Below are 18,173 nucleotides of genomic sequence, written 5' to 3' on the forward strand. Positions count from 1 at the left end.
GTCGCGATCAGGCAAACACCCTGATCGGCGACCCCGCCTGCCAGGCCTGGATGTTCTCGATCATCCGGCTGTAAAAAGTCTGGTAGTTATTTTCGGTGACATAGCCGACATGCGGGGTCGCCAGCACGTTGTTCAGCGTGCGGAAGGGATGACCTTCGGGCAGTGGCTCGGTATCGAATACGTCCAGCGCGGCACCGGCAATGCGCTGTTGCTGCAAGGTCTCGATCAGCGCCGCTTCGTCGATGATCGGCCCACGGGATGTATTAACGATGAACGCGCCGGGCTTCATCCAGCCGAGTGCTTCAGCGTCCACCAGCCCTCGGCTGCGGTCGCTGAGCACCAGATGCACCGACAGCACGTCGGACTGCTCGAACAGCGCCTGTTTGCTGACGTAGGTGACGCCGGACTCGGCTGCGGTCTCGGGTGTCAGGTTCTGACTCCAGGCGATCACCTTCATGCCAAACGCCTGTCCGTAGCGAGCAATCCACTTGCCGATACTGCCCAGGCCCAGAATACCCAACGTCTTGCCATGCAGATCGCTGCCCAGTCCCACCTGCCAATGACCGGCGCGTAACGAATTGGCCTCTGTTACCAGGTTGCGGGTGATGCCCATGATCAATGCCCAGGTCAGCTCAGGCGCTGCGTGCTTGTAGCTTTCGGTCCCGCACACTGTGATGTTCAGGCGCTTGGCCGCTGCTACGTCGATGGCAGCGTTGCGCATGCCGCCAGTGGTGAGCAGCTTCAAGCGTGGCAACTGGCTGAGCAGGGCCTCATCGAACGGCGTTCGCTCGCGCATCACGCAGATCACATCGAAGTGCTGCAGGCGCTCGACCATGGTTACCGTGTCGGCAGGGAAGTCATGCAGAAAACTGATGTCGCCGATCGTGTCGAGCACCGACCAGTCCACAACGTCTTTGGCAACGTTTTGCCAGTCATCAAGCACCGCAATGGTCAATCGAGTCATGAATAAACGCCTTTTTGGGCTGTGTTCGAAGAGGAGTGTCTAGTTGAAGAGGCTGGCCGCGATATTGATCGAAAACCCCAGAATTGCTGTGTTGAACACAAAGCAGATCAGTGACTGGGCCAACACGATCTTGCGCATCTGCCGGGTGGCGACACCGACATCCGAGGTCTGCACGGCAACGCTCAGGGTGAACGAGAAATACAGAAAATCCCAGTAGTCCGGGTTTCGCTCACCATCGTTGAAGGACAGCGCCGGCGACTTGCCGTCCCAGGTGTAGAACAGCCGCGCGTAGTGCAGGCTGAAAATCACCCCGATCATCAGCCACGACCCGACAATGGTCACGCCGGTGAAGGCGTGATGCAGCAATTGGGCATGGGGGGAGAGCCCTTTGCTGCCAGCGACTTCGACAATGATGGCCGCAAGGCTTGCCAGTGCTGCGATAGAGACCGTCATCAGGATGGTCCCGGCGTTTTCATCTTCCATTACGGCAATGCGCCGAACGTCACTGGCGTCGCTGCGCAGGGTAAGCATGAACATCAGGATCAGATAAAGCCAGACGCCCGAGTTCCAGCCGATGAGCAGGCTCTGGATCAGGGTTGTGTCGGGAAATAGCCAGGCCGATGCAATGCCGCTCGTCAGGCCTGCTAGGGCTGCAAGGGTCAGGCGAGGGTGGGTACGAGCGATATGGCGCATGCGGGGTAGTCGTTACTGATTGTTGCAAGACAGTATCACGCGGCTGATCAAAGCAAGAAAAAACGGCGCGCAAGGGGGTTGCGCGCCGTGTGCCCACGATGTGGCGAGTGATTCAGGGTCAGGCGAAAGCGGCTCAACGCACCAGGCAAGGCTGCTTGTTGTTGAACGTCCAGTCTGGAATCAGGAACTGCATCGCCACGGCATCGTTGCGCGCGCCCAGGCCCATGCCTTTGTACAGTTCGTGCGCCTTAGCCAACTGATCCATGTCCAGTTCGACGCCCAGGCCCGGTTTTTTCGGAACCTCAACCTTGCCGCCGATGATCTGCAACGGGGCCTTGGTCAGGCGCTGGCCGTCCTGCCAGATCCAGTGCGTATCGATGGCCGTGATGTTGCCCGGCGCGGCGGCCGCCACATGGGTGAACATCGCCAGTGAAATGTCGAAGTGGTTGTTGGAGTGTGAACCCCACGTCAGGCCCCACTCGTTGCACATCTGTGCGACACGCACCGAGCCCTGCATGGTCCAGAAGTGCGGGTCGGCCAGCGGGATGTCCACCGATTGCAACTGAATGGCGTGGCCCATCTCGCGCCAGTCGGTGGCGATCATGTTGGTGGCGGTCTTCAGGCCTGTAGCGCGGCGGAATTCGGCCATCACTTCGCGACCGGAGAAACCGTTTTCCGCGCCGCACGGGTCTTCGGCGTAAGCCAGTACAGCGTGCTGATCACGGCACAGACGGATGGCTTCCTTGAGCGACCAGGCGCCGTTGGGATCCAGGGTGATGCGTGCGTCGGGGAAGCGCTCGGCCAGCGCCGTCACGGCTTCGATTTCTTCATCGCCGCGCAGCACGCCACCCTTGAGTTTGAAGTCCTGAAAGCCATAGCGCTGATGCGCCGCTTCTGCCAGACGCACCACGGCTTCAGGCGTCAGCGCGACTTCATGGCGCAGTCGGAACCAGTCGTTGTCGGCGTCCGGTTCGCTGCGATACGCAAGGTCAGTCTTGCGCTGGTCACCCACATAGAACAGATAGCCCAGCATCTCGACCTGATCACGCTGCTGACCTTCACCCAACAGCGCCGCGACCGGGACATCAAGGTGCTGACCGAGCAGGTCGAGCAGGGCGGCTTCCAGTGCAGTGACCGCGTGAATGGTAATGCGCAGGTCGAAGGTCTGCTGGCCACGGCCGCCCGAGTCGCGCTCGGCGAAGGCTTTGCGTACATCGTTGAGAATCTTCTGATACGTCCCGATGCTGCTACCGACGACCAGCGAGCGTGCGTCTTCCAGCGTCTGGCGAATAAAGTCGCCGCCGGGCACTTCGCCAACCCCGGTATGACCCGCGTTGTCCTTCAGGATCACGATGTTGCGGGTGAAGTAAGGGCCGTGCGCGCCGCTGAGGTTGAGCAGCATGTCGTCATGGCCCGCTACCGGCACGACCTGCATCTCGGTGATGACAGGGGCCTTGGCAGTGATGTGGGTGTGCTGAGCGTTCATGGTGAAATCCTTGCGAAATTGTTATTGAAATGAGCGTCAGTGAGTCGCCGGCGTCTGGATGGCGGCAACGGGTGTTGCGCCAGGCTTTGGCCTGTTGCGGGCGGCGAAGACAATGACCGCCGCAATCAGCGACGTTGCGGTCAGGCCGTAGAGTCCGCCTTGAATCGAACCGGTGTGCTCTTCCAGCAGGCCGAAGGTGGTCGGGGCGACGAAACCGCCCAGGTTGCCCACCGAGTTGATCAGCGCGATCACCGCTGCTGCGATTCGTGCGTCCAGATAGGCCTGAGGAATCGGCCAGAACAGTGACGACGCCGATTTGAAGCCCAGTGCGGCGAAGCAGATGGCGACGAAGGCGAAGATCGGGCTGCCGGTGGTGGACATGAACATGCCAGCGGCAGCAATCAGCAGCGCCGCTGCGACCCAGGCCTGCTGGCGCTTCCATTTGGCCGACAGCGTGGCGAAGGCGTACATGCCGACGATCGACAAGAGCCAGGGAATGGAGTTGAACATGCCGACTTCAAAATCAGTCAGGTTGCCCATTTTTCGAATGATGCTCGGCAGCCAGAAGGTCGCGGCGTAGATGGTCAGTTGAATGAAGAAGTAGATCAGGCAGAACAGAATGATCTGGCTGTCCTTGAGCAACTTGCCAATGGACGCTTTGACGGGGGTGGCGGCCTCGCGGGCGGCCTGCTCGGAGTCGATGGCATTGACCAGCGCGTCCTGCTCCTCGCGGCTCAGCCACTTGGCGTCGTGGGGCTTGGAGTCCAGCCAGAACCAGACAAAGAAGCACAGACCCACCGAGAACATCCCCTCGATGAAGTACATCCACTGCCAGCCTTTCAGGCCGAAACCGGTGATCTGCAGCAGCAGGCCGGACAGCGGACCGGATATCAGCGAAGCAATGGCCGAGCCACTGAGGAAGATGGCAATCGCCTTGCCACGTTCAACGCCTGGCAGCCAGCGGGTGAAGTAATAGATGACACCCGGAAAGAACCCGGCTTCGGCTACCCCCAGCAAAAAGCGCAGGATATAGAAGTGGGTTTCGTTCTGGATGAAGGCCATGCAGGAGGCAACCAGGCCCCAGGTGAGCATGATCCGCGTCAGCCAGATACGGGCACCGACTTTCTGCAGCAGGATATTGGAGGGTACTTCGAACAACGCATAACCGATGAAGAACAGCCCGGCACCCAGGCCATAGGCCGCCGCTCCGATGCCCAGGTCGTGCTCCATGTGCGAGCGCACGAAGCCGATGTTCACCCGGTCGATGTAGTTGACGATAAACATGATGACGAAAAGCGGCAGGACATGGCGTTTGACTTTCGAGACGGCCGAACTCAGGACCGAATCTGCACCGTTGGCCATCCCGGAATTGGATGTGCTCACAATTGAATCTCCCACTCGTTGTTTTTATGCGGGTCCGTGCGAGGTGTGTTCCTTGCATTGTCGGTCATCATACAAGTTAGTCGCGCTTACGCAAGCCCTCCGCCGATCGGGCAGCGATAAATTTCTACGCCGGGCGGTGAGGCGGGCAGCGTTCATCCATCCGCGATAGTGGTTTTAAGTCGTCAATTTTCAACGTTTGTTGAGCTTTAACGCCCTTAGTGATTGCGGCGTCGGCTCATAGACGGTTCCTTTCTTCGTCGGACCCCTGAAGAAAAACAGGACGGAAGGAGACGTGCAGCTTTGACAGGTGTGGCTGACTTGTAATACAAGTCAGACAAGTGCCGGGCTTCCCGAAACGCAGTCCCCGCGGCTCTTCAGCAACCGCGCCGCTGGTTTCGGATTCTTCCAACGGCCTACGGTCAGACAAGCGCCAGACAACTTCAGGACAACCCTTCATGCAAGAGCCCGTCAGCACCGCGCCCAAACGCCGCCAGCACAGTCTGGCCACCGATCTGGTCACTGAATTGAGTCAGCGCATCTTGCTGGGCAAAATCGCGCCGGGCGAAAAGCTGCCGTCCGAGAACCAGATTGTTCGTGAACACGGGGTCAGCCGCACCGTAGTACGCGAGGCGATTTCCAAGCTGCAGGCATCAGGTCTGGTGGTGACCCACCATGGCATCGGCACCTTTGTGCTGGAGCGCGGCGATCAGACCGGGCTGCGCCTGAAAGTCGAAACCGTCTCGCGAGTGCGCGACATCATTGAGCTACGCATCGGTCTGGAAACCCAGGCCGTTGCGCTGGCGGCGCTGCGGCGCACCGATGAGCAACTGGCAGCGATGCGCCAGGCGCTGGACGACTATCAGGATTTGCTGGCCAATGACGACAGCTGCGTCGAGGCGGACAAGCGTTTTCACATGCTGATCGCCGAGGCGACCGGCAATCCGTACTTCATGGAAATCATGCAGCATCTGGGCAGCGCGATTATTCCGCGCAGCCGCATTGCCTCAAGTGAACGTGCCGGGAATAACCTGGCGCATCAGGGCTATCTGGCGAATCTGGAGCACGAAGCGCTGCTCAGCGCCATCCGGCGTAAGGATCCGGACGCGGCGCGTGCGGCGATGTGGACGCACCTGAGCAACAGTCGCGAGCGTCTGGTGCCGCTGGAGTGAAGTGCCCGAGCTATTGACCACCCTTGAGCACGCTCAGCATCTGTTGCGACTGCCACTCGAAATAGGGGTTATAGGTGGTTCGCGAATGGATCTTGCCGGGTTCCCGGTAGCCCCAGTCCGAATACCACACCGGCTCGCCTGCCATGCATTTCGCCGTGTCCTCGTCCGTCTGGCCGTTCCAGCAGATTCGCTGCGTGGCATTGACGCCATACAGCGGGTTGTCGGGCGAGAACAGCAGGCCCATGTGCGAGAAGCGGCTGATGCGGTAATCGGGCAGGTAATCGGTACGCACTTCGACGCGTGAGGTACGCGCAGCCTTGGCAGGCAGATCGCCGTACCAGACCAGCCGGCTGTCGGGGTGGCTGAACCGTTCGTTGAAAGTGTCCAGTACGTAAGCCGTGTCCAGCACCGAATCGTGCTGGGCGATGGCCACGAACACCGGCTTGTCGTATCGGCGCTGGCGCAAGCGGTCCTGAGCCAGTGCACTGCTGCGATAGAACTGGGCGAACCCGTTGGTGGGCACGTTCATGTAGCGCAACGGTGTCTGCATCGGGCGCAGGCCTTCCTTGGGCGCTGCGAGCAACCAGGGTCTGGCCCAGCCGATCCACGGTGTCAGCCAGGCATACGCGCTGTCGGAGCGGAAGGCGGGGGAGAACAGTAGCAGTCCGGCAATCTCGTCATGGTCGTAGGCGTAGTCCAACACCAGATTGGCACCGGTTGAAAAGCCGCCGAGGTAAACCCTGGGCGCATCCTTGCCGAGCAGTTTCGCCTGTTCGCGAACCACCTGTTGCCATTGTTCCAGGGTCACGTCGAGCATGTCTTCAGGCTTGGTGCCGTGGCCTGGCAGCAGCACGCTGCGCACCAGAAACCCCTGATCAGCCAGCCGTTGACCCACATCATGAAACGACCACGGCGAATCGCCCAGCCCGTGAACCAGCAACACGCCGCCTTTGACGGTGCCGGTCGGCGTCCACTGCTGCGGTGCATTCCACTCAAGCTCCGCCTCATGATCCGGTGTTTGAAATGTGCGTTGTGACCGCATCAGCGCGATTGACTGCTGACGATAATCCTCAAATCGGCGTGTGGGGTCTTCACTCTCGGCCATCGAGGAGCAGGCCGACAGTGTGAGCAGGGACAGCAGGCTGGCGAGTCGGAATTTGATCAAGTTCAGCGGGCCTTCGATTGGGCGTGACAGGTTCGGTCGTGCACAGTGTGCTCAAGGGTACAACGGCAAGCGCGGCGCAGGCACTATGCCATGCACATCGCGCTCGCTACGCGTTTCAGGCACACTCGCAGCCTCTAATAACTTCAACAAAATGTATCCGCATGCCTACTCAATCCAAACACTCAGCGGCAGCGGGCGGTCTTTATGTTCGCGCTTGATCGGGACCTGGCACAGGACATCGTCGATCGCGCCATGGCGATTCTGCCCTACAACGTCAACGTCATGGACTACCTGGGCATCATCATTGGCAGCGGGGATCCCGAGCGTCTGTGTACTCGACACGAAGGCGCACAATTGGTGCTGGCCGACAGCCGGGTGGTGGAAATCGACTCTCAGGCCGCGCTTCATCTGGGCGGGGTGAAGCCTGGTGTCAATCTGCCCTTGATGCTCGACCACAAGCTGGTGGGTGTGCTGGGCATTACCGGCGAGCCGGACGAGGTCCGGGTCTATGGTGAGCTGGTCAAGATGACCGCCGAGATGCTCATGGAGCATCGCCGTCAGCAGGCCGATCGGCAGTGGCGTTTACAGCGCAGTGAGGACCTGCTGGCGCGGCTGTTACTGCCCGATTGCCCTGAAAGCCTGGTCGACGAAGCGCGGCAATTGGGGTTGCAGCCACAGTTACCGCGTCAGGCGGTGCTGATTCAGCTCGATGTACAGACTTCGGTCGCCAGTCAGATTGTCACCTGGCTAGGCTCGCGCTACCCCGACAGCTGGTGCGTGATGCGCGAGCCCACCTTGCTCTGCTGGTGCCGCGCGGTCGGCAAGGACCGTGACGACGCATTACTGCTCAAGCAGTTTGAGGAGCACCACTGGCCGGTAGTGCGCATGGCCACCGCGCCGCTTTCGGCGGATCTTGGTGCGTTGCGCCATGCCTGCACAGCCTTGCGGGACCTGCTGGATTTCGCGAGTCAGGCCCGTCCGCAACACAAACTGCTGCGTCTGGATGCTTATCGCCTGCCGGTCTTGTTCTGGCGCTACCGCCATGACTGGCTGGCCGCCGAAGTGGCCGAGCCCATTGGCCGTTTGCACAACCATGCACAGTTGCTTGAAACGCTGCGCAGCTGGTTTGACTACAGCGGCGAAAGCCAGGCGTGCGCCGATGCGCTGGGCCTCCATCGCAACAGTCTGCGTTACCGGCTGGAGAAGATTGCCGAACTGACCGGCTGCGATCCATACAAGACCGACGACCTGCTGCGCCTGTATCTGGGAGCGCAGATGAGTCCGCGTCATGGTTGAACGCGATTTTGTTCAAATGCCCGATAAGGGCAGACAATCATTGTGCGCAGGGCAGGCGGCAAAGCGGGTCCGGGATGAGAACATCCGATAACGGATATGGAGAACAACAATGAAAATAGTCATCGCCCCCGACTCCTTTAAAGACAGCCTCAGCGCGCAGGCGGTTGCAGATGCCATTGCCAGCGGCCTCGCTGAAGTATGGCCCGACGCCGAGCTGATCAAATGCCCCATGGCCGATGGCGGTGAAGGCACCATCGAAGCCTTGCTGGATGCCTGTAACGGTCAGTGGATGAGTGCGCAGGTCAGTGGCCCGCTGGGCACTATGATCCAGGCCGGTTGGGGCTGGCTGGCACAGAGCCGCACCGCGATCATCGAGATGGCCATGGCCAGCGGGCTGCAACTGCTCACCCTCGCTCAACGCGATGCCTGTCTGACAAGTACCAAGGGCACCGGTCAGTTGATTTCAGCGGCGCTGGATGCGGGTGCGCAGCGCATAATCCTCGCTATCGGGGGCAGCGCCACTAATGATGGTGGCAGCGGCATGCTGTCGGCGTTGGGGGTGCGGTTTCTGGACCGTGACGACCAACCGTTGCCGCACGGCGGTCTTGCACTGGCCGGTCTGGCACGTGTTGACCTGAGCGGTCTGGACCCGCGTCTGGCCGACGTGCGCGTTGAAATTGCCGCCGATGTCGATAACCCGCTTTGTGGTCCAAACGGGGCATCCCATATTTTCGGCCCGCAGAAGGGCGCATCACCCCAGCAGGTACTGGCGCTCGACGCTGCGCTGGCGAATTTCGCCGACCACTCGGCCCTTGCCTTGGGTCACGACCTGCGTGACAGCCCTGGCAGTGGCGCGGCGGGAGGTATGGGGTTTGCCGCCAAAGCCTATCTGAATGCCTCTTTTCGCGCGGGCGTCGAGGTCGTCGCTGACCTGACAGGTCTTGAACAGGCACTGGTCGATGCTGACCTGGTGATCACCGGCGAAGGTCGTTTCGACGCCCAGACCCTGCGCGGCAAGACACCGTTGGGCGTGGCACGTGTCGCGCAGCGTCAGGGTGTGCCGGTCATCGTGCTGGCCGGAACGCTGGGCGAGGGTTATGAACAACTTTATCCGCATGGCATCAGCGCCGCATTCGCCCTGACCAGCGGCCCCATGAATCTTGAAGACGCCTGCCGCGAAGCGCCTCGCCTGTTGCACGAACGTGCGCGAGATGTGGCGCGTGTCTGGCAATTGGCGGCCTCACGTTAGGCGTCTGTCACTTCAGAGTCATGATCAACCGAACGCACACCCTTTTTGTGCAAGGCGGCTTGAACGGCCGCCATCTCTGGCAAGCTGCCTCACCTTATCGGGGGGCGCTGCATCGGTCTCAATGTTTGAGCCCCGGTCCTTGACGCAACTCGGCGATTGACTACTCGGGGCTGAACAGTCCGTAAATAAAGTCCCATGAACCTCAAGAATTGTCTGACAAGGGCGATACGCTGTGCGGTTGTCTGACAACTGTCGATGCCAACACTGCCCTCTAAAAATACAAAAGAGCCCTGGCCATGAACTTACGCACACTCACTATCGCCCGCCGCGCCGGTCTGGGCTTTACCTTGATTGCCCTGCTGGTAGCGTTGCTTGGCTGGTTTGCACTGGTGCAGATGTCGACCATTCGCGAGAGCGAAGTGGCCGTCGAAACCAACTGGGTGCCCAGCATGCGTGTGGTCAATGACGTGCGGGAGATCATGTTGCGCATTCGCACTATTTCCTTGCGCATGGCGCTGGACACCGACCCTGCGAATATCTCCACCTACCGTGGGCAGATGGATGTGCGCCTGGGTGATCTGACCAAGAAGCTCGACATGCTCAACACGTTCGTCGACACCCCGGAGGAGAAGGTCCTCGCCGATCAGTTTCTGGTGACCATGGGCCAATACCGCAGTGCGCTGGATCGCTCTTTCGTGCTCGCCGCTCAAGGTGATAGCACGGGTCTGAACAAGCTGTTGCTGGTGGACATGAAGCAGATTGTCGACGGCTCGGGCAAACAGCTGAACGACTTCGCCGACTTCTACGTCAGCAGGGTAGACGCTGAAGGCAAGGCCGCCGAGGCTCAATACGAAGCTTCTCGTAATATTGTGTTGGTGTTCGTGGTCTTCGCGGCGCTGAGCACCATTGGCCTGGCGTTGTGGCTGACGCGCAGCATTGTCCGCCCATTGCAGCGTGCAGTAAGCGCCGCCGAACACGTCGCGCAGGGCGATCTGACCCATGCCATTGAAGTCGATGGCAATGACGAAGTCACTCGCCTGCTACGTGCGCTGGCGCAGATGCAAGGCAATTTGCGCGAAGCCATGCGCCACATCGGCAGTTCCGCCAGCCAACTGGCCTCGGCTGCCACGCAGCTGAACTCGGTGACCGAGGACAGCTACCGCGGCTTGAATCAGCAGAACGCCGAGATCGATCAGGCCGCCACGGCCATCAACGAAATGACCTCGGCAGTCGAAGAGGTCGCGCGTAATGCCGTGTCCACGTCCGATGCCTCCAGTCATTCCAGTTCGTCGGCGCAGGCGGGGCAGACGCGGGTGATCGAGACCGTGCAGTCAATCCAGACGCTGACCGAAAACGTTCAGGCTACGTCGGTGCTGGTGCAGAGCCTGGCGGATCAGTCTCAGGACATCGGCAAGGTGCTGGACGTGATTCGCTCGATTGCCGAGCAGACCAACCTGCTGGCGCTCAACGCGGCCATCGAAGCAGCGCGGGCAGGGGAGTCGGGCCGCGGCTTTGCCGTGGTGGCCGATGAAGTGCGGGCACTGGCGCATCGCACCCAGCAATCGACGCTGGAAATCGACTCGATGGTCAACGCCATGCGCAGCGGCTCGGCCCAGGCGCTGGAGTCGATGACCACGAGCCGCGACCGCGCCAGCTCGACACTGTCGCTGGCCAAGGGTGCCGGGGAATCACTGAGCGAAATCACTTCGTCCATCAACCAGATCTCGGAACGTAATCTGGTGATCGCCAGTGCCGCAGAAGAACAGGCGCAGGTCTCGCGTGAAGTGGACCGCAACATCGTCAACATCCGCGATCTGTCCATGCAGTCGACCCAGGGCGCCAATCAGATCAGCGCTTCCAGCCATGAGTTGTCGCGTCTGGCTGTGGATCTGAATCAGGTAGTGGCACGTTTCAAAGTCTGAAACGCCGACATCGATGGCGGCCTGCACGCGCTTGCCGCCGACCGGTCGGGCGCGCATTATTGCTCCCGGTCGCGAAGACCACCGTGCAGGTATGTCTTATCGATGGAGGCTGCTCAGCGTCATGAACAATAACAATCACATCTTCAGCAGTTGGCTGCGCTCGCCGGCCCATCATCAATGGCTGTCTCAGGAAGGCAATCGCCTGCTGACTTTTGCCAAGGCGGCGAAGCTGCAGAACGGTTTTGGCAGCCTTGATGAGTATGGCCGTCTGATGGTCGGCGCGACTGCCCAAACCATGAACACTGCGCGCATGACCCATTGTTTCGCCATGGCCCATACCCAGGGCATTCCCGGTTGCGCTGCACTGGTCGATCATGGCATTGCAGCCTTGAACGGCCCATTGCGCGATGCCGAGCATGACGGCTGGCTCAGCGCCGCGCTCGAAGACGGCGCAACCACCGATAAACAAGCCTATCTGCATGCTTTCGTCGCGTTGGCGGCCAGCTCTGCGGTGGTCGCCGGGCGGCCCGGCGCTCAGGCGCTGCTGTCCGATGCGATTCAGGTCATCAACAGCCGTTTCTGGAGCGAGGAAGAAGGCGCGATGCGTGAGTCCTTTGCCCGTGACTGGAGCAACGAAGAGGCGTATCGCGGTGCCAACAGCAACATGCACAGCACCGAAGCGTTTCTCGCGCTGGCAGACGTCACCGGCGACTCGCAATGGCTGGACCGGGCGCTGAGCATCGTCGAGCGAGTGATTCATCGGCACGCTGGGGCCAACCACTTTCAGGTGATCGAGCACTTTACTCAAGCCTGGCAACCACTACCCGATTACAACCGCGAGAACCCGGCCGATGGCTTCCGTCCGTTCGGCACCACGCCCGGCCACGCTTTCGAATGGGCGCGCCTGGTGCTGCACCTTGAATCCGCCCGTCGTGATGCTGGCCGTTCCAGCCCGGAGTGGCTGCTCAACGATGCGCGAGAGCTGTTTGCCAATGCCTGCCGCTATGGCTGGAGCGTTGATGGCGCACCAGGCATCGTCTACACCCTGGATTGGGAAAACAACCCGGTGGTCCGCCATCGCCTGCACTGGACGCACTGTGAAGCGGCTGCCGCCGCGGCATCGCTGTTGCAGCGCACGGGCGAGCAACAGTACGAAGAATGGTATCGGGTGTTCTGGGAGTTCAACGAAACGCTGTTCATCGATTATGAGCACGGCAGTTGGCGTCATGAACTGAACGAGCAAAATGTGCCCAGCGAAGACATCTGGCCCGGCAAGCCTGACCTCTACCATGCCTATCAGGCGACGCTTCTGCCGGTGCTGCCATTGTCTCCGAGCCTTGCAAGCGCACTGGCGGGCCTGGACTGAAACCGTGTTTGAAACTTCAGTGTGACGGCACGCTTTTGTCGGTCAGGCGGATAATCTGCCTGGCCAGGAAGCTGCCGGTCAGGATCACGCCGAACAGGCGCAAGGTCTGCATGGCCAGCACGAAGCCGACGTCGGCATGGGTATCGATGGCGATGATTGCCATGGTGTCCAGGCCGCCGGGGCTGGTCGCCAGATACACGGACAGGTAATCCTTGTCCATCAGCGTTGCAATCAACCAGGCCGAAAGGGCACAGAGCACGATCAGCAGCAGGGACGCGAGGATCATCACCGGCAAGCGCCGCCAGACATACAGCACCGTCGGACGATCAAAGCGCAGGCCCACGTAACAGCCGATCGCTCCGTAACCCAGTGGCAGCAGCCAGTCCGGGATGGTGATCTGCAGCACGCCGCTCAATTGCAAGGCTCCGCCCAGTATCAACGGCATCAGCAGGGCACCTGCGGGCATCTTCGAGCCCAGCAACACGCCGACCACGATCACCGCCAGACTCAGCCCCAGATCCAGCAGGCTGGAACCGTGCTGCATCACCTCGTTGCTGTGAGCATTCGCGTCACTGCCGGTTGCCCCCATAAAGTGGCTGACCAGCGCGCCGATCACCACCACGCAGACCACACGTACATATTGCATCGTCGCAACGATGCGTGAGTCTGCGCCGTAGTCCTCTGACATGGCGACCATCGCAGACGCAGCGCCCGGCGACGTGCCCCAGGCCGCAGTGTTACTGGGAATGCCGGCAAAACGCACCAGCAAAAGGCCGACGGCGGCGCTCAAGACGACCGTCAGCAACGTGGCCAGTAACATGACGTGCCAGGATTGCAGCGCGGTCATCAACACGCTGACCGACATGGCATGCGCAATCAAAACGCCGACCGTACCCTGGCCGAGCTGAAACGCCCGTTTATTCATGCGAATGGTAGCGCCCGATACACCGAAGCCGATGGCGACCAACATAGGTCCCAGAAACATCGCCGCAGGCATATTGATCAGTTTGAGCAGTTGACCGGCACTGCCGGCGAGGATGACCAGACCCAGCCATTGGGCCATTGGAGGAAGGTAGGGCAGTGACAGACTGGAGGCACGTTGCAAGAGGTTCTCCCTGATGTTGCGAGTCAATTGCGCCGATGGCAGCGCTTTCGAATGCGTTCAGTATCGACATCACAACCCATCAAGTCTATTTTCTAATAATCATGAATTGATAACTTTGGTTGATAGATATGGACCTGCGCGATCTGACGTACTTCGAGACCATCGCCGAACTGGGGCACTTGGGCAGAGCCGCTGAAAAGCTCAACCGCAGCCAGCCTGCGCTGACCAAAAGCATTCAGCGACTGGAAGAGTCGTTCGGAACCAGACTGTTTCAGCGTGACGGGCGGCGGATCAAACTGACGCCGGTGGGCGAGCTGCTTCAGGCACGGGGCAAGGAGTTGCAGCAGAGCATCGCTCAGACCCAGCGCGAGGTGAGGGATTTCGCCAGTGGCATGGTGGGCAATATTCGCGTGGGCTGCGCGGCAACCATGGCCGAATACCTGATGCCGAAACTGACCTCGGCCTTGTTACAACGCACGCCGGACGTCACCTTCAAGCTGGTGATCGGTCAGGACGACCTGCTGCGCGAGTCGCTGCGCTCGGGGCAACTGGACATGATCATCTGCGCACTCGCACCTGACAGTGAAGGCGTTACCAGCTTTGAAGTGCTCAGAGACGAGGCGGTGGTGATCGCCAGCAAGCATCACCCGATTTTCAAGGCTGCGCCGCTGCAAATGAAGGATCTGTGCGCCTGGCGCTGGGTGCTGCCGCCCGTCAGTGTGTCGTCGCGAAAATGGCTGGACGGCGCTTTTGCAGCGCACGGTTTGCCGCTACCAACGGTGCAGATCGAAGCGAATTCAATCTCTCTGCTGCCCAACCTGATCGCCCAGAGCAACCTGCTGAGTTTCGTCGCTCGCGAGTCGCTGGAGTTTGGCAAGACCATGCAGCACCTGCGCGAAGTACCATTGGAGCAGACGACCATGAAGCGCACCATCGGCGTCACCTTGCGCAGCGGTGGCTACCTGTCGCCGGCCGCGCAGGGCATGTTGCAAATGCTGCGCGACAACGGTGGGGACTTTTTGGTGTGGGCCTGAGCATTCACCCTTCAGGCACTGGATTTTGGACGTGGCTGGGTTAGCCTTCTGTCAGCGGACCCCAGGAGCGGGGCCGGTTCATTGACGACTGGCAGGAGCATCCAGATTATGCAGGGACCTTTACACGTAAACGCTTACCTGATACGAGACGTCTATCACTTCGGTGGCGACCAGTCGCCCTTGAACGACGCTGACGCCGATGAAGACACTGACCCGGAGGCCTATCTCGACCTGGATATTCTCGGTCTGGACGACTTTGTCGATGCTGACAAGCTCGATCCGTTAGTAACGGGTGATATCGGCTCTTCAACCTTGAATTGAATGTCTCGTTGTGTGGCGGGACGATCAATATCGCCAAGGCCTTGATCGTCCCTGCGGCAAACCCGAACCGGTGGGAGGCGGCTTGCCGGCGATGGCGTCAGAGCAGTCACTGCACCGTTGGCTGACAGATCGCCTCGCCGGCAAGCCGCCTCCTACGAGGAATGGTGTTGCTCGGTAGGTCAGGTGTGGCCGAACGCTTTCACCGCTTGCTCAGGTACAGCGCCAACGCCTGCGCTGCCAACTCGACGGTCGAGCTGGCTCCGGCCCAACTGCACGCCAGCATGAGGTTGCGGGGCAGGGCGAAGTCTTCCACTGAGAATCCATTACTGTCGAATCCGTTGCCATCGTGCGGCACCAGATCACGCAGCGAATCCACTGGCTCGAAATACGCCCAGACCGGCTTGTCGAGTGCCACGGCCATGCCTACTTCGAACGCTGTGCCCGAGTCTGGCTCAAGGCCGCGAAATACATTCAGGTTCGCCAGGACCGCCGTGCAGCGTTGAATCATCGCCACATTCATCGTGTAGATCTGGCGCGCAGTTTCATGGGGCGACAAGCCGGGCGTGACTTCATTGTCGAAGGGGAACAACCCTTCCAGACCCTGCGCGGCGCACAGTGCTTTCAGGTAGCGTCCATACTCGACGGCATCAGGACGAAACACATCGAAGCCTGCGAGATAAATCAGGGGTGTCTGCATCGTCGTCGCTCCGCACGTGAACAAGGTGCGCCGATTCTACGTTGGGTTGCACATCGGACGAAACGCGCCACTGATCGGCACGTCCGCTCAATTTCACTGTTTGGGCTGGTATCTGTACGGATAGCCAGTATCCTTGGCCGGTCTGATCATTCATCGTGCGACCGCTTGCCTTGACTATTTCCCCTCTCGACAATCCGTTTTATTACCTGGAAAACTTCCGCCAGGTGCTGAGCTGGATCACGAAGCGTTACGACGACTTGCTCGACGAATCGGAGCGCCAGTTCATCGAGACGTTTACGCAACTGCCAACGACAGCGCAGGGCCTGCTGGTGCGAATGGTCATGCGCAAAGGGACGCTGTTTCGCGCGAGCAAGTTGAGTTACGAGGAAATAGGCGACCCGATCCAGGCGGTGGGCCCGTTGCTTGAACTGGGATGGGTCGATGACCGTCCTGCGCTGGGACTGGGCGAGTTGTTTCAGCTACTGCGCAAGGATGAGTTGAGCCAGTGCTTCAAGGCGCATGGCGTCAAGAATTCCGAGCGCAAGGAGCAGTGGCTTGAGCGCCTGACGCCACTTCATGCAGCGCCGCAGACCCTGGAGCAGTGGCATGGCTCGTTGCCGGATACAGTGTTCTGCCTGACGATCATGCCGCTGTGTGACCGCTTGCGTTTGTTGTACTTCGGCAACCTCTATCAGGAGTGGTCAGAGTTCGTATTGGCGGACCTTGGCATCTATCGTTACGAAAAAGTCGAATTTTCTGCGGATTCCCGGGCAATCAATGCGCGCGAAGACATCGATGTCTGCCTGCAATTGCATGCCTGCCGCGAGGCGCTCGAATCGAGTCTCGCCCTGCATGAACTGGCCGAGCAGGCGATTGCCGTCCAGTGCCGCAGCCCCTGGCTGCAGATGCGCCGCGCCAAGCTGCTGTTTCGCATCGGTCAGCAGGCCGAGCGGGTGCAGGACTGGCCATTGGCGCTGTCGGTGTATCGGCAATCCGATTATCCTGGTGCGCGCTCGCGACAGATTCGAGTGCTGGAGCGCAAGGAAGAATACGCGCAGGCCATGGCGTTGCTGCAACAGGCCCGGTTGGCACCGGAAAACGATGCCGAGGTACAGCATCTGTCGCGGGTCCTACCGCGCCTGCAACGCAAGCTGGGTCTGGCAGCAGAACGTCGGCGAACGGCACGCCAGGTCGAGCGGCTGGATGTTCAAGTCACTCCGCTGGCTGGTTGCAGCGTTGAATACCTGATTCGCGAACACTTGCAGTTGCAAGGTGGCGAGGTGCATTACGTCGAGAACACGCTGATCAATTCCCTGTTCGGGTTGTTGTGCTGGTCGGCGATTTTCTCACCGCTGCCCGGTGCATTCTTCCACCCGTTCCACAGCGGTCCGAGTGATCTCTACAGTCCCGATTTCTACTCGCGTCGTGCACAGCAGTTCGATGCCTGCCTGGCCCAGCTCGAGTCAGACGCGTATCGCGTCACCATCCAGCAGAACTTCTTGAGTAAGTACGGGCTGCAATCGCCGTTTGTATTCTGGGGCGCGTTGACACCGGATCTGCTGAATCAAGCACTCGATTGCCTGCCAGCCGAGCATATGCGTCACTGGTTCAGACGTTTATTACAGGACATCAAGGCTAACCGTACCGGCATGCCTGACCTTATCCAGTTTTTCCCCGAGCAGCGCGCCTACCGGATTATAGAGGTGAAAGGGCCGGGCGATCGCTTGCAGGACAACCAGTTGCGGTGGCTGGATTTTTGCGCAGAACACGGCATGCCTGTACTGGTCTGCTATGTGCAGTGGCGTGCGGAGGGTCTGAATGAGGTGGACGCAGTCCGAGAGACGCATGCGCTTTGCGCTCAAGCCTGAGAGAGGGCTTTCAACAGTCTTTGAAGCGAGGGGGGCGAGGCGGTCCTTGAATGAGCCTGCAGCGGGCCGCCGCGTGTTACCGGGTTCAGATCATGGCGCGCCGTCGTCATCGTCCTGGTCGTCACCATCGTTATCCATGTTGCCTTTGCCCGCGTCGTGGGTCTTGTCATGCATACCACTGTTGTTGCCTGGCTGAGGGTCCATGCCTTTGGTTCCAGGGCTGGTGCCCGGCGCACCCGGCGTTGTGCCGTCGGTATTCTTTTCCATGCCTGTGCCTGGCACTTTCGGGCCGCCAGTGTCTGGATTCGTCGGCCCTGTCGAGCCAGCCAGAGCCACTGCACTGACGCTGCCCAGTACCGCAGCGAGTGTCCATGCGCCAACCGTTTTCAGATTCATTTCAAAAACCTCCTGTGGATCTGTCGATGTCTTGCGGGATGTTGCTACAGACATTGAGT

General features: G+C 60.2%; 16 protein-coding genes and 1 pseudogene. 9 read left to right on the forward strand and 8 right to left on the reverse strand.

All coding sequences use genetic code 11. The features are described 5' to 3' along the window. Positions 1-7: 7 nt before the first annotated feature. From H8S56_RS17590 to H8S56_RS17605, 4 genes are all read right to left on the reverse strand, one after another. Positions 8-964, reverse strand: a complete 957-nt coding sequence (locus H8S56_RS17590) for a D-2-hydroxyacid dehydrogenase family protein (RefSeq protein WP_187519331.1) — start codon at positions 962-964, stop codon at positions 8-10. A 39-nt stretch (positions 965-1,003) separates the two neighbouring features. Continuing rightward, a complete protein-coding gene (locus H8S56_RS17595) occupies positions 1,004-1,657 on the reverse strand; it encodes a DUF1345 domain-containing protein (RefSeq protein WP_024688771.1) in 654 nt (217 codons plus the stop codon). A gap of 133 nt (positions 1,658-1,790) precedes the next feature. Continuing rightward, positions 1,791-3,143 carry a glucarate dehydratase gene (gene gudD / locus H8S56_RS17600; RefSeq protein WP_187519332.1) on the reverse strand — a complete coding sequence of 451 codons (1,353 nt, stop codon included), beginning with the start codon at positions 3,141-3,143 and terminating at the stop codon, positions 1,791-1,793. 36 nt (positions 3,144-3,179) lie between these two features. After that, positions 3,180-4,505: an MFS transporter gene (locus tag H8S56_RS17605; protein WP_187519350.1), complete on the reverse strand. Its 1,326-nt coding sequence runs from the start codon at positions 4,503-4,505 to the stop codon at positions 3,180-3,182. A gap of 476 nt (positions 4,506-4,981) precedes the next feature. Here H8S56_RS17605 and H8S56_RS17610 point away from each other — a divergent pair, with 476 nt between their 5' ends. Further along, a complete protein-coding gene (locus H8S56_RS17610) occupies positions 4,982-5,695 on the forward strand; it encodes a FadR/GntR family transcriptional regulator (RefSeq protein WP_024688774.1) in 714 nt (237 codons plus the stop codon). Positions 5,696-5,705: 10 nt separating this feature from the next. Here H8S56_RS17610 and H8S56_RS17615 read toward each other — a convergent pair whose 3' ends face one another. After that, positions 5,706-6,860, reverse strand: a complete 1,155-nt coding sequence (locus tag H8S56_RS17615; protein ID WP_187519333.1) for an alpha/beta hydrolase — start codon at positions 6,858-6,860, stop codon at positions 5,706-5,708. Positions 6,861-7,064: 204 nt separating this feature from the next. Here H8S56_RS17615 and H8S56_RS17620 point away from each other — a divergent pair, with 204 nt between their 5' ends. The 5 genes and pseudogenes from H8S56_RS17620 to H8S56_RS17635 all read left to right on the forward strand — a co-directional run bounded on the left by H8S56_RS17620 (position 7,065) and on the right by H8S56_RS17635 (position 12,693). Beyond that, complete coding sequence (locus H8S56_RS17620; RefSeq protein ID WP_187519334.1) at positions 7,065-8,156, forward strand: sugar diacid recognition domain-containing protein; 1,092 nt, start codon at positions 7,065-7,067, stop codon at positions 8,154-8,156. Between the two features lie 109 nt (positions 8,157-8,265). Next, positions 8,266-9,405: a glycerate kinase gene (locus H8S56_RS17625; protein WP_187519335.1), complete on the forward strand. Its 1,140-nt coding sequence runs from the start codon at positions 8,266-8,268 to the stop codon at positions 9,403-9,405. Positions 9,406-9,701: 296 nt separating this feature from the next. Further along, positions 9,702-10,472, forward strand: a pseudogene (locus H8S56_RS24985) (HAMP domain-containing protein); the annotation flags it as partial. Between the two features lie 15 nt (positions 10,473-10,487). Continuing rightward, positions 10,488-11,327, forward strand: a complete 840-nt coding sequence (locus tag H8S56_RS24990) for a methyl-accepting chemotaxis protein (protein WP_408003828.1) — start codon at positions 10,488-10,490, stop codon at positions 11,325-11,327. A gap of 121 nt (positions 11,328-11,448) precedes the next feature. After that, complete coding sequence (locus H8S56_RS17635; RefSeq protein WP_187519337.1) at positions 11,449-12,693, forward strand: D-mannose isomerase; 1,245 nt, start codon at positions 11,449-11,451, stop codon at positions 12,691-12,693. Positions 12,694-12,709: 16 nt separating this feature from the next. Here H8S56_RS17635 and H8S56_RS17640 read toward each other — a convergent pair whose 3' ends face one another. Then, positions 12,710-13,756 carry an AbrB family transcriptional regulator gene (locus tag H8S56_RS17640; RefSeq protein ID WP_080266825.1) on the reverse strand — a complete coding sequence of 349 codons (1,047 nt, stop codon included), beginning with the start codon at positions 13,754-13,756 and terminating at the stop codon, positions 12,710-12,712. 170 nt (positions 13,757-13,926) lie between these two features. On the opposite strand from H8S56_RS17640, the gene H8S56_RS17645 reads away from it, so the two are divergent. Next, on the forward strand, positions 13,927-14,832 hold the full coding sequence (locus H8S56_RS17645) for a LysR family transcriptional regulator (protein ID WP_024694543.1): 906 nt from the start codon (positions 13,927-13,929) through the stop codon (positions 14,830-14,832). Positions 14,833-14,940: 108 nt separating this feature from the next. After that, the gene (locus H8S56_RS17650) at positions 14,941-15,153 is read left to right on the forward strand and encodes a hypothetical protein (protein WP_187519338.1); all 213 of its coding nucleotides are present in this window, start codon (positions 14,941-14,943) and stop codon (positions 15,151-15,153) included. A 199-nt stretch (positions 15,154-15,352) separates the two neighbouring features. Here the strand turns inward: H8S56_RS17650 and H8S56_RS17655 are convergent, their stop codons facing one another. After that, positions 15,353-15,850, reverse strand: a complete 498-nt coding sequence (locus H8S56_RS17655) for a nucleoside 2-deoxyribosyltransferase (protein ID WP_187519339.1) — start codon at positions 15,848-15,850, stop codon at positions 15,353-15,355. A 170-nt stretch (positions 15,851-16,020) separates the two neighbouring features. Between H8S56_RS17655 and H8S56_RS17660 the strand changes: the two genes are divergently transcribed. Continuing rightward, positions 16,021-17,718 (forward strand): VRR-NUC domain-containing protein, encoded by a 1,698-nt coding sequence (locus H8S56_RS17660; protein WP_187519340.1) that lies wholly within the window; start codon positions 16,021-16,023, stop codon positions 17,716-17,718. A 90-nt stretch (positions 17,719-17,808) separates the two neighbouring features. Here H8S56_RS17660 and H8S56_RS17665 read toward each other — a convergent pair whose 3' ends face one another. Continuing rightward, the gene (locus tag H8S56_RS17665) at positions 17,809-18,114 is read right to left on the reverse strand and encodes a hypothetical protein (protein ID WP_187519341.1); all 306 of its coding nucleotides are present in this window, start codon (positions 18,112-18,114) and stop codon (positions 17,809-17,811) included. Positions 18,115-18,173: the final 59 nt, after the last annotated feature.

The organism is Pseudomonas triticifolii, assembly GCF_014358015.1.
GTDB classification, from domain to species: domain Bacteria; phylum Pseudomonadota; class Gammaproteobacteria; order Pseudomonadales; family Pseudomonadaceae; genus Aquipseudomonas; species Aquipseudomonas triticifolii.